Annotated in this window: 16 protein-coding genes and 1 pseudogene; 11 read left to right on the top strand and 6 right to left on the bottom strand. The window is 73.3% G+C overall.

What is annotated here, in order from left to right:
• Positions 1 to 515: 515 nt before the first annotated feature.
• Positions 516 to 1,736 (top strand): beta-ketoacyl-[acyl-carrier-protein] synthase family protein, encoded by a 1,221-nt coding sequence (locus tag AB0D67_RS37085; protein WP_362946501.1) that lies wholly within the window; start codon positions 516 to 518, stop codon positions 1,734 to 1,736.
• 38 nt (positions 1,737 to 1,774) lie between these two features.
• Here the strand turns inward: AB0D67_RS37085 and AB0D67_RS37080 are convergent, their stop codons facing one another.
• On the bottom strand, positions 1,775 to 2,521 hold the full coding sequence (locus AB0D67_RS37080; RefSeq protein WP_362946498.1) for a helix-turn-helix transcriptional regulator: 747 nt from the start codon (positions 2,519 to 2,521) through the stop codon (positions 1,775 to 1,777).
• A 246-nt stretch (positions 2,522 to 2,767) separates the two neighbouring features.
• Here AB0D67_RS37080 and AB0D67_RS37075 point away from each other — a divergent pair, with 246 nt between their 5' ends.
• From AB0D67_RS37075 to AB0D67_RS37065, 3 genes are all read left to right on the top strand, one after another.
• Positions 2,768 to 3,481 (top strand): alpha/beta fold hydrolase, encoded by a 714-nt coding sequence (locus AB0D67_RS37075; RefSeq protein ID WP_362946495.1) that lies wholly within the window; start codon positions 2,768 to 2,770, stop codon positions 3,479 to 3,481.
• Between the two features lie 399 nt (positions 3,482 to 3,880).
• On the top strand, positions 3,881 to 4,885 hold the full coding sequence (locus AB0D67_RS37070) for a hypothetical protein (protein WP_362946493.1): 1,005 nt from the start codon (positions 3,881 to 3,883) through the stop codon (positions 4,883 to 4,885).
• A gap of 102 nt (positions 4,886 to 4,987) precedes the next feature.
• The gene (locus tag AB0D67_RS37065; RefSeq protein WP_362946491.1) at positions 4,988 to 5,506 is read left to right on the top strand and encodes a GNAT family N-acetyltransferase; all 519 of its coding nucleotides are present in this window, start codon (positions 4,988 to 4,990) and stop codon (positions 5,504 to 5,506) included.
• Between the two features lie 728 nt (positions 5,507 to 6,234).
• Here the strand turns inward: AB0D67_RS37065 and AB0D67_RS37060 are convergent.
• Together AB0D67_RS37060 and AB0D67_RS37055 are read right to left on the bottom strand one after the other, a co-directional pair.
• Positions 6,235 to 7,215 (bottom strand): Gfo/Idh/MocA family oxidoreductase, encoded by a 981-nt coding sequence (locus tag AB0D67_RS37060; RefSeq protein WP_362946488.1) that lies wholly within the window; start codon positions 7,213 to 7,215, stop codon positions 6,235 to 6,237.
• Between the two features lie 200 nt (positions 7,216 to 7,415).
• A complete protein-coding gene (locus tag AB0D67_RS37055; RefSeq protein ID WP_362946485.1) occupies positions 7,416 to 8,999 on the bottom strand; it encodes a peptide chain release factor 3 in 1,584 nt (527 codons plus the stop codon).
• 242 nt (positions 9,000 to 9,241) lie between these two features.
• Here AB0D67_RS37055 and AB0D67_RS37050 point away from each other — a divergent pair, with 242 nt between their 5' ends.
• From AB0D67_RS37050 to AB0D67_RS37030, 5 genes and pseudogenes are all read left to right on the top strand, one after another.
• Positions 9,242 to 10,003, top strand: a complete 762-nt coding sequence (locus AB0D67_RS37050) for a protein phosphatase 2C domain-containing protein (RefSeq protein ID WP_362946483.1) — start codon at positions 9,242 to 9,244, stop codon at positions 10,001 to 10,003.
• Between the two features lie 670 nt (positions 10,004 to 10,673).
• Entirely contained in the window at positions 10,674 to 11,285 is a 612-nt protein-coding gene (locus AB0D67_RS37045; RefSeq protein WP_362946480.1) for a hypothetical protein, read from the top strand.
• A 12-nt stretch (positions 11,286 to 11,297) separates the two neighbouring features.
• Positions 11,298 to 13,457, top strand: a complete 2,160-nt coding sequence (locus AB0D67_RS37040) for a flotillin family protein (protein WP_362946477.1) — start codon at positions 11,298 to 11,300, stop codon at positions 13,455 to 13,457.
• 8 nt (positions 13,458 to 13,465) lie between these two features.
• Positions 13,466 to 18,657: pseudogene (locus AB0D67_RS37035) on the top strand (DNA repair ATPase).
• A 60-nt stretch (positions 18,658 to 18,717) separates the two neighbouring features.
• Entirely contained in the window at positions 18,718 to 19,548 is an 831-nt protein-coding gene (locus AB0D67_RS37030; protein ID WP_362946475.1) for a phosphoribosylaminoimidazolesuccinocarboxamide synthase, read from the top strand.
• 108 nt (positions 19,549 to 19,656) lie between these two features.
• Here the strand turns inward: AB0D67_RS37030 and AB0D67_RS37025 are convergent, their stop codons facing one another.
• Positions 19,657 to 20,454 carry a PP2C family serine/threonine-protein phosphatase gene (locus tag AB0D67_RS37025; protein WP_362946472.1) on the bottom strand — a complete coding sequence of 266 codons (798 nt, stop codon included), beginning with the start codon at positions 20,452 to 20,454 and terminating at the stop codon, positions 19,657 to 19,659.
• A gap of 84 nt (positions 20,455 to 20,538) precedes the next feature.
• Between AB0D67_RS37025 and AB0D67_RS37020 the strand changes: the two genes are divergently transcribed.
• On the top strand, positions 20,539 to 22,437 hold the full coding sequence (locus AB0D67_RS37020) for an N-6 DNA methylase (protein WP_362946469.1): 1,899 nt from the start codon (positions 20,539 to 20,541) through the stop codon (positions 22,435 to 22,437).
• A 28-nt stretch (positions 22,438 to 22,465) separates the two neighbouring features.
• Positions 22,466 to 23,359 (top strand): serine/threonine-protein kinase, encoded by an 894-nt coding sequence (locus tag AB0D67_RS37015; RefSeq protein ID WP_362946466.1) that lies wholly within the window; start codon positions 22,466 to 22,468, stop codon positions 23,357 to 23,359.
• Positions 23,360 to 23,523: 164 nt separating this feature from the next.
• Here the strand turns inward: AB0D67_RS37015 and AB0D67_RS37010 are convergent, their stop codons facing one another.
• Positions 23,524 to 24,183 (bottom strand): response regulator transcription factor, encoded by a 660-nt coding sequence (locus AB0D67_RS37010; protein WP_362946464.1) that lies wholly within the window; start codon positions 24,181 to 24,183, stop codon positions 23,524 to 23,526.
• Between the two features lie 4 nt (positions 24,184 to 24,187).
• Positions 24,188 to 25,601, bottom strand: a 1,414-nt coding sequence (locus AB0D67_RS37005; RefSeq protein ID WP_362946462.1) for a histidine kinase, incomplete at its 5' end; no start/stop codon positions are given.

Here is a 25,601-nt window from a genome sequence, read left to right as displayed (position 1 = left end):
GGTTGCGGGCGTTTTGAAGCCGGCCGGAACACCCACCCACCTCCGCGCCAAGACCGCTTCGGTCGTACGGCCGGCTCGCCGTAGCCTCTCCCTCTCCGCAGGCCCACGGTCCCCGCCGATGCTGAAGCGATCCGTTGCTCCCCGCTCGGAGCGGACCGCCGTAGCCTGGCGGCCACACTGACAGGGGAGAGCGCAGGGCCGGGCGCCGTAGCCGCTTCCTTTCGGACCGCCCACCGTCCCCGCCGTACCCGTTCCCCGGCCGTCGTCCGCAGGTCCGCTGGAACCGTCCGCCGGGGAGAAGGAGCGGGGGAAGAATCTCGGGAGTCACGGAGCGGGGTCGAAGAGGTGGGGTGGGGCCTGGGGGCGATCATGAACGTTTCCGACAAAATTCGGTCCGTCATCTTCGTAGGTCCTCCCACCCGACCGTCGGGTCGTCCTTCTGGCAGCGTGGAATCCGGTTCGGGACGCGCGGCCCCGAGGGGTGTCTCCGCGTCTCCACGGTGAAGGGGGCGTTGATGGCGGACGGCAGGGTCGACGTGGTGGTCACGGGGCTGGGCGCGACGACGCCGGTGGGGGGTGACGTGACCTCCACCTGGTCCGCCCTGCTGGCGGGGCGGTCGGGCATCGGGCTCATCGAGGAGGAGTGGGCGGACGGCCTGCCGGTGCGGATCGCCGGACGGCTGCGGGTGGAGCCCGCGGAGGTGCTGGACCGGGTCCAGGCCAGGCGGCTGGACCGCTGCCAGCAGATCGCCCTGGTCGCCGCACGCGAGGCGTGGGCCGACGCGGGAGCCCCGGAGACGGACCCCGAGCACCTGGCCGTGGTCGTGGGCACCGGGGTCGGCGGGGTGCTGAGCACCCTCACCCAGGACGAGGTCCGCAGGACCACGGGGGCGCGGCGGGTCTCGCCGTACACCGTCCCGATGCTGATGCCCAACGGGCCCGCCGCGGTGGTCAGCATGGAGTTCGGCGCCCGGGCGGGCGCCCACACCCCGGTGAGCGCCTGCGCCTCGGGGGCCGAGGCGATCGCGATGGGCCTGGACCTCATCCGGCTGGGCCGCGCCGACGTCGTCATCGCGGGCGGCGCCGAGGCGTGCGTCCACCCGCTCACCATCGCCGGCTTCGCCCAGGCGAAGGCGCTCTCCACCCGCAACGACGCTCCCGAGGAGGCGTCGCGCCCCTTCGACGCGTCGCGGGACGGCTTCGTCCTCGGCGAGGGGGCCGCTCTCGTGGTGCTGGAGCGCGCCGAGTCCGCCGCCGCCCGCGGGGCCCGCGCGTACGCGGCGCTGGCCGGCGCGGGGGTCACGTCCGACGCCTTCCACATCACCGCCGGTGACCCGGAGGGGCAGATGCGCGCCATCCGGGCGGCCCTGTCGTCCGCCGGTCTGAGCCCGCTCGACATCGACCACGTGCACGCCCACGCCACCTCCACCCCGCCCGGAGACGTGACCGAGGCCCGCTCCGTCGCCGAGGCGATCGGGACGCACGCGGCGGTCACCGCGACCAAGTCGATGACCGGTCACATGTGCGGGGCCGCCGGGGCGATGGGGGCGATCTCCGCGATCCTCTCCATCCGCGACGGGGTCGTCCCGGCCGTCCGGAACCTGGACACCATCGACCCCGAGGTCAAACTCGACGTGGTCACGGGCGGTCCCCGCCGGGGCCGGGTGTCGGCGGCGCTGGCCAACGCCTTCGGCTTCGGCGGCCACAACGCCTCCCTGATCCTCACCGCCCCCTGAGCTCCGGGCCGGGCGCCCCCGGTGGTCCCGGGTACGGATCACCCCTGCGGCTTGGCCGCCGCCGGGGGCCGGGATGCGCGGGGGGCGGTCCGGCGGCCGTTCCGGTAGCGGCCCGGGGTCGTTCCGATGATGCCGGTGAACGCCGCGATGAAGCCGCTGGGATTGGCCCATCCGCAGGCGTAGGCGGTCCGGGTGGTGTCGTGTCCCTCGGCGAGCAGCACGAGCGCGTGGTAGACGCGCAGCTGCGTGCGCCATTCGTAGAAGGTCATGCCGAGTTCGTCGCGGAACAGCCGGCTGAGGGTGCGGGTGCCGGCTCCGACCGTCTTCCCGAGTTCGGCCAGCGAGGAGTTGTCCCCCGGGTTCTCGTACAGCAGCCGGGCGATCCCCCGCAGCCGGTCGTCCTGCGGCTCCGGCAGGTGCAGTGGCTGTTCGTGCGCTTCGTGCAGCTCGTCGACGAGGACGCGAAGGAGGCGGGAGCGCGCGGAGCGGCTGTGGCCGGGCGCGGCGTCGTCGTGGTCGCGGGGGCCGGTCAGGGCGAGCAACACCTCGCGGGCGAGGCCGGAGGCCAGGAACACGGCGGGACGGTCCGGCATGAGCCGGGCGAGGGACGGCGGGAGGAAGACGATCCGCATGTCGGTGTCGCCGTGGGCGCGGTGGTGGTGCGTGAACCCGGCGGGGGTCCAGGAGACCCTGTCGGCGGGAACGATCGACGTGCCGTGCTCGGTGTGAACCGCCAGGACGCCGCCGGCCGCGTACACCAGGTGTCCCCGCGTGTGCGTCTGCACCGCACTCGTCCCGCCGGACGGCCAGAGGTGGCGCCCGCCGGACGGCCACACGTGTGATGTCACCTCGGCGCCGGGGCGAGGTTGGCGGCGAACAGGCATCGGTTGGCATCCTATCGGTGGGCGGCCACAGCCTGATCCGATGACACTTTCTCCATGCGAAGTGGTCCGGTGACGTGAAGCACCCGGCCGGACCACACGGCATCGGGGCGGCGTGCCTCGATGCCGCGGCTTGGGAGGAGAAAACACATGGCGACGTTCATTCTCGTGCCCGGCGCCTGGCACGGCTCCTGGGCGTTCGAGGCGGTGGTCCCGCCGCTGGAGCGTGCCGGTCATGTCGTCCACGCCCTGACCCTGACCGGTCTGCGGCCGGACGACGACGAGGCGGCGGTCGCGGCCGCCAACCTCGACACGCACGCCGGGGACGTGTTGCGGCTCCTCGATCGCGCCCACATCACCGGCGCGACGCTGGTCGGCCACAGCTACGGTGGGATGGTGATCGCCGCCGCCGCCGACCGCGCCGGCGGCCGGATCTCACGACTGGTGCATCTCGACGCCTACGTGCCACGTGACGGCGAGTCGTGCTGGTCGTCGACGAGTGAGGCATACCGGCAGGCGTTCGTCACCGGAGCCGCGGCCGACGGTTACGCCGTCCGGCCGCCGGACGGCGGTGATCCCCGCCGCCGTCCCCACCCCCTCGCCTCGCTCCTGCAGACGATCCGGCTCACCGGCGCGTTCGCCCAGGTCCCCCGCCGGGAGTTCGTCTACTGCTCGGGCTGGGAGGACCGGACGCCGTTCGCCGGACTCCGCACCCGGCTCCAGGCCGATCCCGGGTGGCGGGTCCACGACCTCCCGACCGCCCACAACGCGATGCGTGAGGCCCCGGAGGCGGTCGCCGCGCTGCTGCTCGGCGAAGACCTCGCCGGCGACAGGTCCTCGGGCGGCGAAAGGCACCGCCGTTGACAGAGAGCACACCGTCCCGGCGGTCACGCCGTCAGCAGCTCGAAGGGCGATGTCACGGAGGCGCCGCACAATTGATGATCTTGATGCCGTGGAACCCAGAGCCTGTGTACATGTGTCAGGTGCAGGCGGTGGCGGGGTGCTCATCGATCGGTGTCCCCCGTTTCTTTCCGCACGCATGAGTGCTCGCCGCTGGTGTAGGTTGCAAATGCTGGCGCTCCAGCCCCCGTGCGCGGGGATCCCGGGTCGTCCCACCACGCGGGGACGGCACACCATCCCGGGGTAGTGGCGATGACGACGAGCGACCATCCCCGTTCCATGGGCCCGACGCCGACGCGCGTCTGCGGATCTCGACCAGGCGGGGCCAGGCGTGGATGGCCGACTGCCGGACCGGGACGAGACATGCCACACCACAACCGCGACCTCGGCCGCCAGGTCCGCGACCGCATCAAGCGGACGGGTGAGAGGTATCAGGAGGCCCTCGCCGTCATCCGTGACGGCCGCCGCTTCATCTTCGCCGATGACGTGGAGCGGTTCCTCGCCGGGGAGGGGCGCCGGGGCGTCTCGCATGACGAGGTCGTGGACAAGGAGCTCGTGCTCGCCGGCATCCGCGACCGGACGGTATACGCGTGCCACACATGTGGAGACTCCGGCGACGCCCGAACCGAGGACATCACCATCCAACTCGTCGTCACCCGCTACGATCCCGACCTCAGCCCGGCGACCGAACTGCTTGAGCTCCGCTACAACCACGCCCGCTGCGCGCCGTCCGCGCTGATACGGGTGAACCGAAGAGACGTCTCGCACGCGCCCGCTCACACGACCATGTGTCTGGGCGACGAATCCGGAGTGGAGGGCAGGTTCGCCATCACTCCCCGGCCGGTCATGGTGCCGCCCGGTGTCCTCGATCCGCGGAGCGCCCCCGAACCGGCACTGATGATCACCGTCGAGGTGACCGATGACCACGGTCGTGGCGCGACGACGTGGCTGTCGAAACTGGAGCGGAGTCTCTGGCTCCCGGCCGGATTCGGTGAACACTTCACCGAGGCGGCCGTGAGGCCCGGCTGGTCGGTGCGGCTCGTGCAGGGGGACCTGAACGGTCTCGTTCCGAACTGGGTGGCCGTACGGGTCGCAGAACCGTCCGCGGAGGACGAACCGCCCGGCCATCTCTTCCTGGGAGCGCTCGATATCCCCGTGGCGTGGAGCGAGGCACTGTCGGCAACGGGCGTCCGCGACAGGATTCTGGTGCTCGTCGGTCCTCGTGCGCCGGAATGCGAGGTTCCGCTCGTTCCGGTGGAGCCCGAGCCGGGGCTCCTTGGAGGACCGCTGAAGGACGGGGCGTTCCTGGGGGCCTATCTGCCCTTCATCCATGACCGGACCGGCAGCGGGCGGGAGGAAACGTCATGATGTGACCGATGAGGAGTGACGCGGCTCCCGACGAGCACCGCCGCCCGGTTCCGGCCGTCCGGGCCTCGGTTCCGCCCTCGAAGGAGGCTAGGCTTCCCGCTCATGATCATCGATCCGCTCGCCGTCCCCCGGGACGGTGTGCTTCCGGAGCCGCTGCTCGCCGAGCTGACCGCCCTCCACACCGCCAACCGGAAGTTCTTCGCCGTCAGCGGCGACTTCCCCGACCCGGACGACATCCGGCCGGAGCAGATCTCGGCCTCGCTCTCCGGGGAGCTGGCGAACCCGGACACCGAGGTGCTGCTCTGCCGTACGGAGGCCGGAGGGCCGCTCGCGGGCGTCGCGATCACCCTGGCGCACCACCCGAACCCGGCCGACCCGGACCCGTGGATCGGCCTGCTGCTGATCGACGGCCGGATGCACCGATCCGGGTACGGCCGGGCGCTGGCGGGCGCCGTGGAGGAACGGTTCCGGGCGGCGGGCCGGACGGCGGTCCGCCTCGCCGTACTCGACGCCAACGCCAAGGGCCTCGCCTTCTGGAGCGCCCTGGGGTACGAGGTCCTCGACCACCGTCCGGACCTCCAGCACGGCCGCCCCTGCACGGTCATGCGCAAGACGCTCTGAACCCGATCCCCGCTCCCTCTTTCCCCTTTGTCTGTGCCCTTCTGGGGGAACCGCGCCATCCGCTTCGCACTTCACGGCGACACTGTGAGCGTCCCGAAAGATGACCCGTCACGGCGGACCCCATGAACGACCCGAGGGGGCGGGGACGGCGGGGACTGTGGGCGGTCCGTCAGAGAGGAACTACGGCGCCCGGCCCTGCGCTCTCCCCCGCCAGTGTGGCCGCAAGGCTACGGCGACCCGCCCTGAGCCGGGAGTACCAGATCGCTTCAGCATCGGCGGGGACCGTGGGCCGCCGGAAAGGAAGACGCTACGGCGGGTCATCCGTACGGCCGGGGTGGTCTTGGCGCGGAGGTGGGTGGGTGTTCCGGCCGGCTTCAAAACGCCCGCAACCATCGCGCCCGAGACCAGGCCGGAGGCCGGGAAACACCAGAGCCCGGCCACAGCGCCGGCCGGAACACCCACCCACCGCAGCGCGCACCGTCGTCCAGCCCGAAAAGGGACCGGAACACGCCCATCCGACCAGCCCGAGAAGGGACCGGAACACCCACCGGAACACGCCCACCCGACCAGCCCGGATGGGAACCGGAACACCCCCTGGAGCCCGCGCACCCGACCGGCCCGGCAGCCATCGTCCCGCCTGACCCCAGGGAACACCCGCAACGGGAGAAGCCCCACCCCGATGTGACGGAATCCGCCCAAACCCAAGGAACGCGAACGGCATAAGCCGGTCATTCGCCCGGGAAGCGCACCCCCACCTGGGAACGGACCTCGTCCATGACGCCCATCACGTCCAGCGTCGTCTGCCAGGGCACCAGCGGGCTCTCCAGCAGTCCCTCGCGCAGGCAGCGCATGGCCTCGGCGGCCTCGTGCAGCATGCCCGACCCCTCGTAGGGGACGTGGAAGGTCTCCGGCTCGGCTTCCGAGCGGTGCAGGACGAAGGTGGCGGGCCGGAAGAACGGTCCGGGCACCTCGATCCGGCCGAGCGGGCCGGAGATCGTCGCGGTGACCGGGGTGTTGGCGGTGAGGCCGCAGGAGAGCACCGCCACCGCGCCGCCGTCGTAGCCGAGGATCATGCCGGTGTTCTCGTCCACGCCCTCGGGGGTCAGCCGGGCCCAGGCCCGCACCTCGGCGGGGTCGCCGAGCAGGAGGTGGGCGAAGGAGATCGGGTAGACGCCGAGGTCGAGGAGGGCTCCCCCGCCCTGCGCCGGGTCACGGAGCCGGTGCTCGGGGCCGACGGGCGCGAAGATCCCGAAGTCGGCGTGAACGGAGGAGACCGGGCCGATCGCACCGCCCCCGACCAGTTCCATGATCTTCCGGACGCCCGGGATGCAGCGCGTCCACATGGCCTCCATGAGGAACAGCCCGCGTTCGCGGGCGAGGTCCACCAGCTTGGCGGCCTGGGCGCGGTTGAGCGTGAACGCCTTCTCGCACAGGACGGCCTTGCCCGCGTTCAGGCAGGTCAGCACGGCGTCGTAGTGGGCGTTCTGGGTGTTGGCGACGTAGACGATGTCCACGTCGGGGTCGGCGGCGAGTTCGGCCCAGCTTCCGTGGGCACGGGGGATGCCGTGCCGGTCGGCGAACGCGCGGGCGGACTCCACGGTCCGCGATCCGACCGCCGCCACCTCGGCGTCCGGCAGCAGCTTCAGGTCTTCGGTGAACGTGGCCGCGATCCCGCCGGTCGCGAGGATGCCCCATCTGACGGTGCTCATGGGGACATATCCCACCATGTACGGACACTCCGCACCACGCCCCGCCCACCGTACGAGACGACCCGTCCCATGGGAAAACCCGTTCCCACACGAGGACACGCCGTACGCAAGGACACGCCGTACGGAACACAGGGACACGCGCACGGAAAAGCCCGCCGTACGGAGAGGACTCCCCCGTACGGCGGGCCCGCCGCGAAAACTCAGCCCCGGGTGTCGGCGAGCAGTGCCCTGAGCGCCAGGCCCGGGTGGTCGCGCAGCACGCCGCGCATCCGCCACTCGTCGGTGAACAGTGCCAGCAGCTCCCCGTCGATGGAGCGCGTGAAGACCTCCACGCCCCGCTGCCGGGCGAGGATCGGCGCCGACTCGGCGTCGGTGATCCGGGCGAGGCTGAAGTCGAGCCGGTCCAGGGCGATCTCGGTGTTGAACTCCCCGGCCAGCCGGTGCTTCACCACGTCGAACTGCATCGGGCCGACCGCCGCCAGCACCGGTGACTGGTCGCCGCGGATCTCGGAGCGCAGCACCTGGACGACGCCCTCGGCCTCCATCTGCTCGATGCCCTTGCGGAACTGCTTGGCCCGGCCCGCGTCACGGCAGCGGGCGGTCCAGAAGTGCTCGGGCGCGAAGCTCGGGATCTTCGGGAACTCGACCGACGGGCCGTCGTAGAGGGTGTCGCCGGGACGGAGGGCGGTGGCGTTCACCAGGCCGACGACGTCGCCGGGATACGCCTCGTCGATGGTCGCGCGTTCCTGACCGAAGACCGCGTGCGCGTACTTGGTGGCGAACGGCCGTCCGGTCGCGGCGTGGGTCAGCACCATGCCGCGCTCGAAACGGCCCGAGCAGACGCGGACGAATGCGATCCGGTCGCGGTGCGAGGGGTCCATGTTGGCCTGCACCTTGAAGACCAGCCCGGAGAACGGCTCCTCCAGCGGACGCGGGACGTCCTTGACGTCGGGGCGCGGCGCCGGGGCGGGGGCGATGTCCACCATCGCATCGAGCAGGCGGCCGACGCCGAAGTTGTTCAGGGCGGCGCCGAACAGCACCGGGGTGGACTCGTGCCCCTCGAACGCCTTCTGGTCGTGGTCGGCGCCGATCGCGCCCAGCAGCTCGGCCTCGTCCCTGGCCCGGATCCAGTCCTCGCCCAGCTCGGTCTCGGCCTGCTCGGGGAGCAGGTCGGTCTCGATGGCCTTGGTGGCGCCGCCGGGGGTGCGGGTGTAGCGGACCGCCCGGTCGGTGACGCGGTCGATCACCCCGTGGAAGAACCCGCCGGTGCCGATCGGCCAGGTGATCGGGGTGGGCCGCAGGCCGGTCCTCTCCTCGATCTCGTCCAGCAGCTCCAGCGCCTCGCGGCCGGGGCGGTCCCACTTGTTGACGAACGTGATGACCGGGATGCGGCGGTGGCGGCAGACCTCGAACAGCTTCAGCGTCTGCGGCTCCATGCCCTTGGCGGCGTCGAGCAGCATGACCGCGCAGTCGACGGCGGCCAGCACCCGGTAGGTGTCCTCGGAGAAGTCGGCGTGGCCGGGGGTGTCCACGAGGTTGAACATGTGGCCCCGGTACTCGAACCGGAGGGCGGCCGAGGTGATGGAGATGCCCCGGGCCTTCTCCATGTCCATCCAGTCGGAGGTGACGCCGCGGCGGCCGGCCTTGCCGTGCACCGCGCCGGCCTCGGTGATCGCCGACGCGTGCAGCGCCAATGCCTCGGTCATGGTGGACTTTCCGGCGTCGGGATGGCTGATCACCGCGAACGTGCGACGCCGCGCCGCCTCCTCAATGATCGCGGTCAATTGCTGTTCTCCTCGCCGTGCCGGGGGTGAGATGGGGGCCGTCCCGTTCGGAAACGCTTCGGAAGGGCACTGGGACAGCTTACGTGCAGTGCGGCCGTCAACAGATGTGGCAACACTTCCTCCGGCCGCTTGCGTCACCATGGTGTTCGGTGGATTGTGGAACACCATGGTTCGCCCCATGCCCATCCCGACTGCCCGGAAAGCGACCCGCTCGTGCAACTCGATCTTTCAGTGATGTGCAGATGATCACGCTTCGCTATGCGGCGGGCTCCGACGTCGGCCGGGTCCGCCAGGGTAACGAGGATGCGGCGTACGCCGGCGCCCGGCTGCTCGCCGTCGCCGACGGAATGGGCGGCCACGTGGGCGGGGAGGTCGCCAGCGCGGCGGCCATCACCGCGGTCGCGGCTCTCGACCAGGAGCAGCCGGACGACCTCGTGGCCGCGGCCGAGGCCGGGGTCCAGCAGGCGAACCAGCGGCTGCGGGAGCTGGTGGAGGAGGACCCGAGCCTCACCGGCATGGGCACCACGCTGACGCTGATGCTCTGGGACGGCCCGCGGGTGGCGCTCGCCCACATCGGCGACTCCCGCGCCTATCTGCTCCGTGACTGCGACCTGTACCAGATCACCTACGACCACACCCTGGTGCAGACGCTGATGGACGACGGCCGGATCACCGCGGAGGAGGCCGCCAGGCACCCGCACCGGTCGATCCTGCTGCAGGTCCTCGACGGCGGCGACAACCCCGACCCCGACCTGTCCCTGCGCGACGCCGAGGTCGGCGACCGCTACCTGCTGTGCTCCGACGGCCTCTCCGGGGTGGTGGAGGCCGAGCGGCTGCGTCAGGTGCTCGCCGAGGTCGACGACCTGGACGAGGTGACCCGCCGGCTGATCGAGCTGGCCTGCGAGGCCGGGGGGCCGGACAACATCACCTGCGTGGTCGCCGACGTGGTCGAGGGACCCGGCTCCGGCACGCCCGTGACGGTCGGCGCGGTCGTCCCCTCCTGACCCGGGCGCCGTCCCGGCCCTTCTCCCGCGAGAACCACCTCTTCGGCGGGAGCCCGCCGTACGGTCCCGTGCGCCCGGTGCGGCCCCGCCTCCGAGGAGGATGACGCGCCGTACGGCGGGCCCGCGCGTCCTGGCCGTCGCGCGGCGCAGACGCTATCGTCGGTCTCCCGTGCTTCTCGTCGCTCGCCACCCCCGGAAGGACGCGCGCCCGTGTACAAGGAATTCGCCATCGAGGCCATCGTCTGGCTGATCCCCGTCGTGATCCTGGTCGGCCTTGCCTACATGATCACGCGCCCCGCCTGACCCTCTCGACCGCGCCCCGTCTCCCGCGAGGAGCAGGGGGGGCGCTCCCGCCGCGGAGCCGGGGCCCACCGGCCGCTCCCCGGCTCCTCCGGGGCCTCTGACGCCGCCGGGGCCTCTGACTCCGTCGGCCTCCGACGCCTCCGGGTCCTTTGACGCCTCAGGGACCTCCACCCCGTCGGGGCACCTGACGCCTCCGGGACCTCCATGCCTCCCGGACCTCTGGGACGTCCGGGCCCTCTGAGGCATCCGAGGAGAACATCCCGCCCTCCGGGAACCATTCTCTTTACTCGTTCTTTATACGGGTGCAGGGCACGGGCGCTTCGAGGAGCGCCACCGGGAGACACCGGCGGGGGGATTCTTCGCGCTCATGAGTCGTTTCGTCGACGCCGCACTGGCCTTTCCGGCGGTTCTTTTCACGTTCGCCCTCGCCGTGGTCGCCGGTTACTGGCTGTTCGTCCTGCTGAGCGGTTTCGGTTTCGACGGTGAAGCGGACGGCGGGGCCGATGCCGTGGGCCTCTCCGGGGCGCTGGGCCGCATCGGGCTCGGCGGGGCGCCGGTCGCCGTGGTCGTGTCGCTGCTGGTCGCCATCGCGTGGTTCGCCTGCCTGGCGGGCGGCGTGCTGTTCGCCGACGTCCTCGGGCCACCGGGCGTCCTGGCGGCGGCACTCGTCTGCGCCTGGGCGGGCACGCGCCTGGTGGTGGTGCCGCTGCGCCGCGCCACCCGCCTCCGGCCCGTCCCCTCCCGCGCCGACTTCGTGGGGCGCACCTGCGTCATCCGCACCGGGCGGGTGAGCGGGAGCTTCGGTCAGGCCGAGGTAACCGCCGCCGACGGTTCCTCCGCTCTCGTACAGGTCCGCCAGACCGGTGACGACGTTTTCGGCGCCGGCAGCATCGCCCTGATATTCGCCTACGACGCGGTGGGGGAATTCTTCTGGGTGATGCCGTACGACGCGGAACTCGACCCCCATCGTCCCCTTTAGCCGAGGAACCGCATGGACGTCATCTCCACCGGCCTGGGAATTCTCATCGCCGTCGTCTTTCTCATCGTCATAAGCCTGGCCGTCGTGGTCAGCCGTCTGTTCCGCAAGGTGGAACAGGGCAAGGCCCTGATCATCTCCAAGGTCAACAAGGTGGACGTCACGTTCACCGGGGCGATCGTGCTGCCCGTGTTCCACCGGGCGGAGGTCATGGACATCTCGGTGAAGACCATCGAGATCGCCCGGACCGGCCGTGAGGGGCTGATCTGCCGCGACAACATCCGGGCCGACATCCGGATCACCTTCTTCGTCCGGGTCAACAAGACCGTCGAGGACGTGGTGAAGGTCGCCCAGGCCATCGGCACGACCCGGGCCAGCCACCAGGAGACGCTGCAGGAGCTGTTCAACGCCAAGTTCTCCGAGGCGCTGAAGACCGTCGGCAAGCAGCTCGACTTCGTCGACCTCTACACCCAGCGCGACGCCTTCCGCGACCAGATCATCCAGGTGATCGGCACCGACCTGAACGGCTACAGCCTGGAGGACGCCGCCATCGACTACCTGGAGCAGACGTCGCTGCTCTCCCTGGACAAGGGCAACATCCTCGACGCCCAGGGCATCCGGAAGATCACCGAGCTGACCGCCATCGAGCACATGCGGACCAACGAGTTCCAGCGGCAGGAGGAGAAGGAGATCACCCGCCAGAACGTGGACGCGCGGGAGGCCATCCTGGAGCTGGAGCGCCGCCAGGCCGACGCGGAGATCAGGCAGCGGCGCGAGGTCGAGACCCTGCGCGCCCGCGAGGAGGCGGAGATCTTCACGGTCCAGGCCGCGGAGCGGCTCAAGGCGCAGGCCGCCGACCTGCGCACCGAGGAGCAGCTCGGCATCCAGCGGGAGAACCAGGCCCGCGAGATCGCGGTGGCCGCCAAGAACCGCGAGCGGGTCATCGCGATCGAGTCCGAGCGGATCGAGAAGGACCGGATGCTGGAGGTCATCACCCGCGAGCGGGAGACCGAGCTGTCGCGCATCTCCAAGGACCGTGAGGTCGAGGGCGAGAGGCGTTCCGTGGCCGAGGTGGTCCGCGAGCGGATCGCGGTGGAGAAGACGGTCGCCGAGCAGGAGGAGAGCATCAAGCGCCTGCGGGTGGTCGAGGAGGCCGAGCGGACGCGTCAGGCCGTGGTCATCCAGGCCGAGGCGGAGGCGCAGGAGAACCTCGTCAAGGACATCAAGGCCGCCGAGGCGGCCGAGGCGGCGTCCCGGCACCGGGCACGCGAGGCGCTGGTGCTGGCCGAGTCGCGGCAGCAGGCCGCCGAACTCGACGCGCGCGCCAAGGTCCGCCTGGCCGAGGGCGTCCAGGCGGAGGCGGCGGCGGCCGGTCTGGCCCAGGTGCAGGTGCGGGAGCGGGACGCCGCGGCGATCGAGAAGATCGGCCGCGCCGAGGCGGCGGTCGAACGGGAGAAGGCCCTCGCGGCCGCCGAGGGTGAGCAGGCCCGGGCACACGCGGTGGCCACCGCGGTGCGCGAGAAGCTGAAGGCCGAGGCCGAGGGTGAGCAGGCCAAGGCGCTGGCCGCCGCGGCGGCGGTCGGCGAGAAGCTCAAGGCGGAGGCCGAGGGCCTGGCCGAGAAGGCGGCGGCGATGGCCGCGCTGAACGACGCGTCCCGCGGCCACGAGGAGTACCGGCTGCGGCTGGAGGCGGACAAGGAGATCCGCCTCGCCGGGGTGGAGGCGCAGACGAAGGTCGCCGAGGCACAGGCCATGGTGATGGCCGCCGGCCTGGAGAACGCCAACATCGACATCGTCGGCGGTGACGGCGCGTTCTTCGACCGGCTGACGAACTCGATCAGCGCGGGCAAGAGCGTCGACGGTTTCGTCCGGCACTCCGAGATCACCCGGACGCTCGCCGGGCCGTACCTCGACGGCTCACGGAGCCTGCCCGCCGACCTGGCCGGGGTTCTCGGCTCGCTGGACAGCGGGGACGTGCGGAACCTGTCCCTGTCGGCGCTGCTGATGAAGCTGGCCGCGGGCGGGCCCGACGCCGACCGGTTGCGTGACCTGGCCGGGGCGGCCGTCCCGGCGAACGGCCGCATCGGAACCGGCGGCGTCGCCGAGGCGCCGCTCGTGGCCGCCGCGGAGACCGCCGAGGCGCAGGTCACCGTCCTCGACGCGGGTGAGCGGTGACGGCGTTCATGACCGAGGCCGTCACCGAGGGGCCGGGCGGCGAGGCCGGGCCGGACGCGGGCACCTACGAGGTGCTCCGCGTCCGGCTCGCCGAGCGGGCGGCCGAGCTGGCCCGGCGGGCCGAGGCGCTCGACGCCCGGCGCCGCGCGGTCTTCGGCGGGACCGAGCTCCGCCTGGCCGGCACCGTACGGATCCGCACCGGGCACGCCTGCCTCCCCCGCGACATCGTCGCGCTCGGCGAGGCGGCCGGCCCGCCGGGCGCGGACGGCGGGAGCACGGGGGGCGGGCGGGACGGGTGGGGCGGCGGGCCCGGAGGCGGGCGGGAGGTCCGGCGGGGGCTCATCCTGTTCGGCCACAACGCCCCCTCCGGGCCGAAGCCGGAGACCACCGTCGGGGACGTCTTCTCCCTGCACTCCTTCGTGCGGGAGGCGACCGGTGACGGCACGGCCGACGGGAACACGGGGGGCGGGGACGCGGGCGGTGAGGACTTCCGGCTCGACCCCGTGCCGCTGTTCCGCGACCCGCGGTTCGAGCACGACTTCGCCGAACTCCACCGCTACTACCGGGGGACGCGGCTGCTGCGGCTCCACCGGACCGGGGAGAAGCTGCTGGCCGTCTTCCGGGCGGGGCCGCAGGACGTCCGCGTGCTGCGCTGGCAGGTCGGTGCGGACGGCGCGCTCGCCTATCTCGACGACCGGGGCGAGCGTGACCACGTCCCGCCGCCCCCGTACGACTTCGAGTGGGTTCCGGCCACCCGCGACGACCACGTGCCCGGCCGCCGCCCGTACATCTCGATCCGGGGCCGGGTGCACGTCGACACCGCCGGCGGCCTCACCGTCAAGGCCGAGAACGACGCCGGGACCGGCGAGAGGACCTACCGCGAGCCGGTCGCCGAGCCGCTGCAGAGCCTCGCCGACGCCGACGTCCACCACGCCGAGGTCGGCCCGCTGATCCTGCTGCGCATCCGCCCCTACAACGAGACCGAGTGGCGGCACCTGGTCTTCAACACCCGGACCGGGGAGGTGGTCCGCCTCGACGGCATCGGCCGGGCCTGCCGCCGGCTCCCGGAGGATCAGGGGATCGTCTTCCCGGGTGGTTACCTCCTGTCGACCGGGACGGGCAGGACCTTCGACACCGACGTCTCCGGCCTGGAGTTCGAGCGGGCCATCCGCTCGCCCGACGGCGAGGACGTGCTCTACGTCTTCCACGCGCCCGCCGAAGGCCGGTCCCTGCTGCTGCCGTACAACGTGATCCGCAAGGAGGTCTCCACCCCCCTGCCCTGCCACGGCCACACGCTGCTCGACGACGGGACGCTGCTCCTGTTCCGGGCGGCCTCGGACGAACCCACCCGGATCCACCCGGTGCAGGTCTGGCGGACGCCGTACGTGTCGGACCTGCACGCCGCCGCCCAGCCGGCCGGCACCGGCCCGCTGGAGCGGATCGGCAACGCGGAACTGGTCCGCGGGATCTCCGACTGCGTCTCGGTCGCCCGGATGGTCGAGGACACGGCGCCGTCGGCCCCGGTCTTCGAGGCGCTGGTCGCGGCCTGCGCCCGGGTCTTCGACCGCCACCACTGGCTGGACGAGCACGGGCTGCACGGGCCGCTCGCCGACGTGCGGTCCTGCGCCGGGCAGGTGCTGGAGGAGTTCGAGAAGGTACGGGCGCTCACCGGGGAGGCCGCGGCCGCGCTGGAGAGCGCCGCCGAGGAGATCGCCTCCCTGGTACGGCGGGCGCACTCCCCTGAACCGCGTTCCGCGCGGGAGTGGATCACCCACCTGTCCGAGCTGCGCCGGGCCCGGGGACGCCTGGTGACCCTGCGTGGGCTGCGCCACGTGGACACCGGCCGGATCGACGCGCTGGACGCCGGCCTCGGCACCGGGCTCGACGCCGCCACGCGGCGCGCGGCGGAGTTCCTGAACGGTGAGGACGCCTTCGCCGACTACCACGCGGAGGTCGAGCGGCTGGTCGAGGAGGCCGGGGACATCGCGACCACGGCCGAGGCCGGGCCGGTCGGCGAGCGGCTGGCCACTCAGACGCGGGGGCTGGAGATCGTGGCCGAGGCGGTCGGCACGCTCGACGTCGCCGACGCGACCGTGCGGACCGCCATCCTGGAACGGGTCGGCGAGGTCCTCGGCGGCGTCAACCGGGCCCGCGCCGCGCTGGACGCCCGCCGCGGGGAGCTGCTGTCGCGTGAGGGCGGGGCGGCGTTCGCGGCCGAGTTCGCGCTGCTGGGTCAGTCGGTCACCGGGGCGCTGGCGCTGGCCGACACCCCCGAGCGGTGCGACGAGCAGCTCGGCCGGCTGACGCTCCACCTGGAGGGCCTGGAGGCGCGGTTCGCCGAGTTCGACGACTTCCTGACCCGGCTGGCCGCCGAGCGGGAGAACGTCCATGAGGCGTTCTCCGCGCGGCGGCAGGCGCTGCTGGACGAGCGGGCCCGCCGGGCCGACCGGCTGGCCGTGTCCGCCGGCCGGATCCTGGACGGCATACGCCGCCGGGCGGCCGGGCTCGGGTCGCCCGACGAGGTCAACACCTACTTCGGCTCCGACCCCATGGTCTCCAGGCTGCGGGGGGTGACCGGGGAGCTCCGGGCGCTGGGCGAGACGACCCGGGCCGAGGAGCTGGAGGGGCGGATCGCGTCCGCCCGCCAGGAGGCGGGCCGTGCGCTGCGCGACCGGCTCGACCTGTACACCGACGGCGGAACGGCGATCCGCCTGGGGCGGCACCGGTTCGCCGTCGCCACCCGGGACGCCGAGCTGACGCTCGTGCCGCACGAGGGCCGGCCGGTGTTCACGGTGACCGGGACCGGCTACCGCGCGCCGGTGCGCGACGCGTCGTTCGCCGCCACCCTGCCGTTCTGGGACCAGCCGCTGGTCTCCGAGAACGCCGAGGTCTACCGGGCCGAGCACCTGGCCGCCGCCGTACTGGCCGCCGCCGAGACCGGAGCGCCGGACGCGGGCGGGTCCGCCGTCACGTTCGACGCGCTGCGCGCGGCGGCGGAGGGAGGCGGCCTGCTGGAGATCGTCCGCGCGGCGGCACGGGACCGCTACGACGAGGGCTACGAGCGCGGCGTGCACGACCACGACGCGGCCGCGATCCTCGCGGCGCTGCTGCGGCTGCGCGCGGACGCCGGCCTGCTGCGCCATCCCCCCGCGGCGCGGGCCGCCGCGCAGCTCTTCTGGACCTTCGGGGTGGACGAACCCGCACGTGAGAGGTGGAGCACCCGGGTGGCCTCGCTGGCCCGCGCCCGCGCCCTGTTCGGCCGGGTCGACGCGGTGGCGGAGACGTGCCGCGCGCTCGGCGCGGCCGTCGCGGCCTTCACCGCGGACCTCGGCGGGACCGGCGGGCCGCCCGACGGCGACGGCGCGGAGAGGCCGCACGGCGCGGAGGGACCGTACGGCGCGGAGGGACCGTACGACGCGGAGGGACCGTACGACGCGGACGTCTGCGCGCTCGCCGGGGAGTACCTCTTCGAGGAGCTGGCCTGCGAGCCGCCGGGGTTCGTGACGGGCGCGCCGGCGCGGTCGCTGCTGACGCGGTTCGACCGGGCGCTGGGGGCGGAGCGCCGGAGGTTCGACGACGACCTGCTCGCGCTCGGGGACGACCTCGCCGCCCGCCACCGGCTGGTCCGGGCGTGGCTGGAGGCCTTCGAGCCGTCGGCCGACCTGCCGGAGGCGGTGGCCGTGCTGCTGTGCGACACGGCCCGGTACGACTCCCCCGCCGCCCTGACCGTCAGGGTCGACGGGCTGCTCGGCGCCCATCCGCGGATCACCGGGGGCGCGCTGGAGCTGCGCCTGGACGAGTTCCTCGGCCGGACCCGGCGCTTCCGGGAGCGGCGCGTCCCCGCCTACCGCGCCTACCGGCGGCGGCGTGACGAGCTGGTCGCCGCCGAGCGCGCGCGGCTGCGCCTGGAGGAGTACCGGCCGAAGGTGATGAGCGCCTTCGTCCGCAACGAGCTCCTCGACGAGGTCTATCTGCCGCTCGTCGGCGACAGCCTGGCCCGGCAGCTCGGCACCGCCGGTGACGCCGACCGGGCCGACCGGTCGGGCCTGCTGCTGCTCGTCTCCCCGCCCGGCTACGGCAAGACCACCCTGATGGAGTACGTCGCCGACCGGCTCGGCCTGATGTTCGTGAAGGTCAGCGGCCCGGCGCTGGGGCACCTGACCACCTCGCTCGACCCGGCGCGGGCGCCCGACGCGGCGGCCCGCCGTGAGGTGGAGAAGATCTCCTTCGCCCTGGAGCTGGGCACCGACGTGCTGCTCCACCTCGACGACATCCAGCACACCTCACCCGAGCTGCTGCAGCGGTTCGTCTCACTGTGCGACGGCCAGCGGCGGATGGAGGGCGTGTGGGACGGGGAGTCACGAACCTACGACCTGCGGGGCAAGCGCTTCGCGTCTGCATGGCGGGCAACCCGTACACCGAGTCGGGCGCGCGGTTCCGCGTCCCCGACATGCTCGCCAACCGCGCCGACGTGTGGAACCTCGGCGAGGTGCTGTCGGGCCGGGAGGAGCTGTTCGCGCTGAGCTACATCGACAACGCGCTCACCTCCAACCCGTTCCTCGCCCCGCTGTCCGCACGGGACCGCGGCGACGTCCGCCTCCTGGTACGGCTGGCGGAGGGCGACCCCGCCGCGCGGGCCGACCGGCTCTCCCACCCGTACTCCGCCGCCGAGCTCGACGAGGTGCTGCCGGTCCTGCGTCACCTGCTCCGCGTCCGGCGGGTGGTGCTGGCCTGCAACCGGGCCTACATCGACTCGGCCGCCCGGTCCGACGCGTCCAGGACCGAGCCGCCGTTCCGGCTCCAGGGGTCCTACCGGGACATGAACAGGCTCGCCGCCCGGATCGTCCCGGTGATGAACGAGGCCGAGGTGGACGCGGTGATCGACGATCACTATCTCGGTGAGGCCAGGACCCTCGCCTCCGGCGCCGAGGCGAACCTGCTCAAGCTGGCCGAGCTGCGGGGCGTCCTGACGGCCGGGCAGGCCGCCCGCTGGGCCGAGGTGAAGGCGGCCTACCTGAGCGAGAAGGCGCTGGGCGGCGCCGGGGACGACCCGGTTGCCAGGACGGTCGGCGCGGTCGGTCTGCTGGCCGACCGGGTGGGCGGGGTGCGGGCGGCCATCGAGGCGGCCGCGGCCCGCCTGTCCCCCGCCCCTGTGGGATCATCGGCCCCGTGTTCCGGCCGGGCGGGCGGCGCCGACTAATCTGTTCCCGCCCGGTGTACCGGCGGAGCAGGACGATAGCGCGCGAGAGCAGGGAAAACGGTGAAGCTTCTCCACTCAGGGAAGGTCCGGGACGTCTACGAGGACCGCGGGGACATCATCCTCGTGGCGTCGGACCGGGTTTCGGTCTACGACGTGATCCTCCCGACGCCCATCCCCGACAAGGGGAAGATCCTCACGCGGCTCTCGCTGTGGTGGTTCGAGCAGCTCGCCGACGTCGTGCCGAACCACGTCGTCTCCGCCTCCGACGTCCCCGCCGAGTTCGCCGGCCGGGCCATCCGGTGCCGGAGGCTGGACATGCTGCCGGTCGAGTGCGTCGCCCGGGGCTACCTCACCGGCGGCGGGCTGGCGGAGTACCGCGAGCGGGGTTCGGTCTCCGGCGTGCCGCTGCCGCCGGGCCTGGTGGACGGCTCCAGGCTGCCCGAGCCGATCTTCACCCCGAGCACCAAGGCGCCGCTCGGGCAGCACGACGAGCCGATCCCCTTCGAGGGCGTGGTCGAGCGGGTGGGAGCGGAGACCGCCGGGGAGCTCCGGCGGATCACGCTGGAGATCTACCGCCGGGGGGCCGAGCTGGCCGCCGGGCGGGGCGTCGTCATCGCCGACACCAAGATCGAGCTGGGCCGGGCGGCCGACGGCACGCTCACCCTGGGCGACGAGCTGCTGACGCCGGACTCCTCGCGTTTCTGGCCCGCCGAACGGTGGGAGCCGGGCGGGTCGCAGCCCTCCTTCGACAAGCAGTACGTCCGCGACTGGGCGACCGGCACCGGCTGGGACAAGAGGGAACCGGCCCCCGAGGTGCCCGCCGAGGTCGTCGAGGCCACCCGGGCCCGCTACGTCGAGGCGTACGAGCGCATCACCGGCGAGACCTGGTGATGGGCATGACAGGCGCGACGGGCGTGCCCGGGGCCTGACCGGGGCGCGGTCCCCGCCGGTGCGGCGGGGACCGCTGGGTCCGTGGGGCCTGTGGGGGGCCCGTGGAGGTCAGTGGGTGAGTCGTCCCTCGGCGGCGGCGCCCACCACGAACCGGTCCGCCGACGCCGGGTGCGGGCCGTAGTCGGCCACGATGCAGGTGATGTTGTCGGGGCCGCCGCCCCGGTTGGCCAGGTCGATGAGCCACCGGACCGCCTCGGCCGGGTCGTCGATCTCGGTCAGCGTGTTGAACAGGGTCTCGGGGCCGACCACCCCGGTCAGGCCGTCGGAGCACAGCAGGTAGCGGTCGCCGGGTTTGGCCTCGCGCAGCGACAGGTCCAGCTCGCCGTCACCGGTGCCCTCCAGGACCCGCAGCACCATGGACCGGCGCGGGTGCTCGGCGGCCTGCTCCTCGGTGATGCGGCCCTCGTCCACCAGCGACTGGACCAGGGTGTGGTCGTGGGTGATCTGGTAGAGGGCGCTGTCGCGCAGCATGTAGGCGCGGGAGTCGCCGACGTGGGCGAGGGCGAAGTTCGGGCCGTCCCAGAGCATCGCGGTGAGGGTGGTGCCCATCCCGCGCAGTGTGGGATCCTGCTCGCTCATGTCGTGCAGCGTGTGGTTGACCTCGGTGGCCGTGCCCTTGAGCGTCGCCACGAGATCGACGCCATCGGCCGGGAGCCTCTCGTCCAGCGCCGCCATGGCCCTGACCGCCAGGGAGCTGGCCACCTCGCCGCCCGCGTGGCCGCCCATGCCGTCGGCGATGGCGAGCAGGCGAGCGCTCGCGTATCCGGAATCCTCGTTCGCCTCGCGGCGGACGCCGACATCGGATCGAGCGGCGTAGCGCAGCGCCAACGCTTGGTTGAGTGCCATGAAGGCAGTAAAGCATTGGTTGAAGCACTTCACAAGCAAACATGTTGTAGACCGCTTCAGCGACGTGAACTACTGTTGTTCGGCATGGAGGAGAGCCAGGACATCACGGTGAACGCGGGCGACATCGCCCGGCTCGCCTCCGTCGGCCGTGCCGCGGTCAGCAACTGGCGCCGCCGACACGACGACTTCCCCGATCCGGTCGCCGGAACCACCTCCAGCCCACTTTTCTCGTTGCCGGAGGTCGCCGCCTGGCTGCGCCGCAACGGCAAGCCGTTCGAGGTCTCCCTCGGCGACCTGGTGTGGCAGCGGCTGCGGACGTCGGCCGACGATCTGCGCCTGGGCGAGCTGGTCGGCCGGGTCGGCGCCTTCCTCCTGTTCCTGCGGCGCGAGCCGGGCGCCTGGCCGGGGCGCGGCACGCGGACGGCGGACGCCATGGCCGCCGCCACGGCCGACCTCCCCGGCGCACCCGTGGCTCCCCCCGGCGACCACGGCCTCCTCGGGCTGGTGGCCGAGCTGGCCGCCGAGCGCGGGCCGCTCGCCACGTTCGAGTTCCTGTGCGAGCGCTACACCGAGGCCCACTCCCGCCGGCTCGCGGTCACCCGGGAGGACGTGGCCGACCTGATGTGGCGGCTGACGGCCCGGGAGCGGGGCACGGTCCTCGACCCGGCCTGCGGCGTCGGGACCCTCCTGCTGCACGCCGGCTCCGCCCTCGGCCAGGAGGCCGACGCCACGAACGCCCTGATCACCGCCGTCCGGCTGCTGCTGCGCGGCGCCGACGCCCGGATCGTGGCCGGCGACTCCCTGCGGGAGGACGGCCTGGCCGGCAGGCAGGCCGACGCGGTGGTCTGCGACCCCCCGTTCAACGAACGCGCCTGGGGGTACGGCGAGCTGACCGGCGACCCCCGCTGGGAGTACGGCCTGCCGCCCCGCGGGGAGGGTGAGCTCGCCTGGGTGCAGCACTGCCTGGCCCGCGTGAAGCCGGGCGGCCCGGTGGCGATCCTGATGCCTCCGGCCGCGGCGTCCCGCCGCCCCGGCCGGCGGATCCGGGCCAACCTGCTGCGCACCGGCGCGCTGCGGGCCGTGGTGACGCTGGGCGCGGCCGGGCCGGACCTGTGGCTGCTGCGCCGCCCGGACGGCGGGCGGCCCCCGTCGAGGCTCCTGCTCCTGGACGCCTCCGAGGACCTGTCGGCGGTGGAGCCCGCCTGGCGGGCCCACCTGCGGGACCCGGAGGCGGAGCCGCCGGGCGACGGCAGCAGCGTGCGGATCATCGACCTGCTCGACGAGGAGGTGGACGTCAGCCCGGCCCGGCGTCGCCCGCAGCAGGGCGGGCCCGACTTCCTGCGGGACTTCACCGACGCGCTGGACCGCTTCCGCGGCGCGTCGGCCACCCTGCCGGACGCGCCCCCGGCGCTGGAGGTGCTCGCCGAGCGGCAGGACCTTCCGGCCACCACGGTCGGGGAGCTCGCCAGGGCGGGGCTGGTCACGATCCTGCAGGCCCCGGCCAGGATGCCGGCCGAGGAGGGTCCCCTGCCGGTCCTGACGGCCGGTGACACGGCCGTGGGCTCCGCCCCCACGGGCGGGACCACCCTCGACCCGGCCCTGGTCATGATCAGGCCCGGGGACATCGTGACGAGCGTCCTCGGCGCCGTCCGGGTGATGACGCGGGGCGGCGCGGCACTGGGGCCTCAGCTCACGCTCTACCGGGTGGACCCCGAGCGGCTCGACCCCGACTTCGTGGCGGGTTTCATCCGCTCGGCCGACACGAACAGGTCACATCCCGGCTTCAGCCGGCTGGACGTGCGGCGGGCCCGGGTGCCGGTTCTCCCCCTCGCCGACCAGCGGCGCTACGGCGCGGCCTTCCGGGAGCTGTTCGCGCTGGAGGACAGGGTGCGTGAGACGACCGCGCTGGGGGAAACGCTGATCCGGCTAGGCTTTGACGGACTGGTTGACGGTCATCTCCGGCCGTGCGACCAAGGGGTGTGATGTCCCTGGGAGTCCTCGGGAGGGTCGGATGGTCATCGGTGACCGGTACGTACTCGACGACCTTCCCCTGGGGCAGGGCGGCATGGGCGCCGTCTACGGCGGTCACGACACGCACCTCGACCGCCGGGTCGCCGTCAAGATACTGCGCTTCCTCACCGGCCCGGATGAGGAGCTGACCGGGCGTTTCCTGCGCGAGGCGCGCATCCTGGCGAAGCTGGAGCACCCCGGCGCCCCGATCCTGTACGACTTCGGCACCTTCGACCAGCGGCTGTTCCAGGTGATGCAGTTCATCGAGGGGGTGACCGTCGCCGACCTGGTCAGCGAGCACGGCCCGCTCCCGGTGCCGTGGGCCGCCGCGATCGCCGCCCAGGCCTGCGCGGTGCTGGCCGCCGCCCACGCCCTGTCGATCTACCACCGCGACCTGAAGCCCACCAACCTGATGCTCTGCCCGGACGGCAGCGCCAAGGTCCTCGACTTCGGCCTCGCCATGGTCCGCGAGTCGGGCTCGTCGCAGTTCACCCGGATCGGCCAGATCCTCGGCACCCCGGCCTACATGGCCCCCGAGCAGATCCAGCGCGGCCTGTCCGGGCCGCGCAGCGACCTGTACGCGCTGGGCTGCGTGATCCACGAGATGCTGACCGGCCGGCAGCTGTTCACCGGCGTCACCGAGTACGCCGTGTTCGAGCGCCAGGTCAACGAGCTGCCGCCGGACGTGCCGGACGCGCCGGACGCGTTGAACGGCCTGCTCGCCGAGCTGCTGGCCAAGGATCCCGAGCGGCGTCCCGCCTGCGCCGAGGCCCTGTACGAGCGCCTGCAGCCCTTCGCCGTTGACCTGCCGATGCTCCCGGGCTTCCTCCACGAGGCGTCGGTGCCCAGCCCGGGCCGGATGTACGCCCGGATGGTCGGCCGCGTCCTCGCCTGACGGTCCTCGCCGGCCCGGCTCCGGGCGTCGAGCACCGGTCTGCAGGCGGCGACGGCCCGGCTCAGGACACCGGCCCGGCTCAGGACACCGCCCCGGCTCGGGGCACCGGCCCGGCTCAGGACACCGCCCCGGCTCAGGACACCGCCCCGGCTCGGGGCACCGGTCTACGGGCTGTGGTGGCCGGTGCGGAAGGCCCAGGCGGCGATGCCGACCCGGTTGCGCGTGCCGAGCTTGCGGTGCACGGCCGCGACGTGGTTCTTGACCGTCCCCGGAGAGATGAGGAGCTCCGCGGCGATCTCGCCGTTGCTCCTGCCGTCGGCGACCAGCCGGACCACGTCGAGTTCGCGCCCGGTCAGCGGTTCGGCGGGCCCGGCGGATCCGGTCGCCGGGGTCGCCAGGTGGCCCAGGAGCCGCACGGTGAGCTGCGGGCTGATCAGGGTGTCGCCCGCCACGGCCGCGCGCACCGCCTCCACCAGCAGGGCGGGCCCGGACCGTTTGAGCAGGAAGCCGCAGGCGCCGGCGCGCAGGGCGGTGTGGACGTACTCGTCGAGGTCGAAGGTGGTGACGACCACGACGCGGATCGGGTCGGCGACGCCGGGACCCGCGAGCGCCCGGGTGACCTCCAGGCCGTCGGCGACGGGCATGCGGATGTCGGCGAGCACGACGTCGGGACGCAGATGGCGGGCGGTGGCGATGGCGGTGGCCCCGTCGGCCGCCTCGGCGACCACGGTCATGTCCGGCTGCGCGTCGAGGATCAGCCGGAAGGCGCCGCGGATGCCTTCCTGGTCGTCGGCGACGAGAACGCGGATCCGCCCACCGGCCACGCCGTCATCCCCTCCCCGCTCCGGGCGTCCCGTCAGGAGCCGCCCGCACCCGTGGGGCTCCGCGCTCTCCGGGGAGCACCGCCGTCAGGCTCCAGCCGCCCGGTACGGCGCCCGCCCGAAGCGTACCGCCCAGTGCCTCGACGAGCCCCGCCAGACCGGGCAGGCCGAACCCGCCGCGGCGACCGCCTCCCGGCCGCAGGCCCTCCGGTCCGCCGTGGCGGAACCCACCGTGACCACGAGACCCACCGTGACCACGAGACCCGTCGTCACGAGACCCGCCCTCACCACGAAGCCCGCCGTCACGGGGTCCGGGGCCGGGCCGGCCGGGGGCGTCCGCGCCGGCGGGAGCCGGGCGTCCGCGTCCCGCCGCGCCGTCGTCCCGCACCCGGACCGTCAGGATCCCGGCCTCCAGGGCGACGGCGACCTCCACGCGGGTGGCCGCGGGAGCGTGCCGGCGCACGTTGGTCAGCGCCTCCACCACGACCCGGTAGGCGGTGGCGCCGATCTCGCGCGACGGCCGCGCGCCCGGTCCGTCGCCGTCGCGCCGCAGGTCCAGGCCACGCACGTCCAGGTGCGCCACGGGAGGACCGGGGGCGGAGAACCGGGTGACGAGATCGGGCAGGTCCGCCAGGGTGGGGACGGGGGCCGTCCCCCGGTCGCGGCCGTCGTCTCCTCCGCGCCCCGCCCGTCCTCCGTCTCCGCCTCCCCCCTCGTTCCCGCCTCCGCTTCCGTCCCCGCTTTCGTGCTCGTTCTCGGTTTCGTCCTCGCGGAGCATGTGCACGGTCCGGTCCATCGCCTCCATCGCCCGCAGACCGGCCCGTTCGATGTCTCTGAGCGCGGTCAGCGCCCGGCCGGGATCGGCCGGGCCGACCACCTGACCCGCCTGCGCCTGAGCGATCATCTCGCTGATGTCGTGGGCGACGAAGTCGTGCAGGTCGCGGGCGAGCCCGAGCCGCTGAGCACGGCGGGCCCGGTGGATCGCGCGGACCCGCCGCCGGTCCATCGAGCGCAGGTAGAGCCCGACGCCGGCGGCGGCGGCCGAGCAGGCGGACCAGAATCCCATGACGCCCACCACCTCCAGCGGCGACGACGGGACCAGGAAGCGGAACAGCCACACCGCCACGGCCAGACCCGCGAGGAGGGCGGAGACCGCGGCCGGCCGAGCCGGCGCCCACCGGACGACGACGCCGATCAGGACGAGGAGGGCCCCGCTCTCGACGAGCGCCCCCACTCCCGCCGCCCGGCCGTCGGCGACCGGTGACCCGGCCAGCGCGGCACAGGTCGCTCCGAGGGACAGCGCCGCCGCCGCGCAGCTCACGGCCGGCACGCGGAACCGGCCGCTCGTCGTGCTGCCGCCGGCCACCCCGAGGGCCCACATCACGGCGGCCAGGGCCGCCGCCCGGTACGGCGAAGCCCCG

It is taken from the genome of Streptosporangium sp. NPDC048047 (assembly GCF_040653115.1).
Classification (GTDB): domain Bacteria; phylum Actinomycetota; class Actinomycetes; order Streptosporangiales; family Streptosporangiaceae; genus Streptosporangium.
This window is presented reverse-complemented; position numbering and strand designations above follow the sequence as displayed.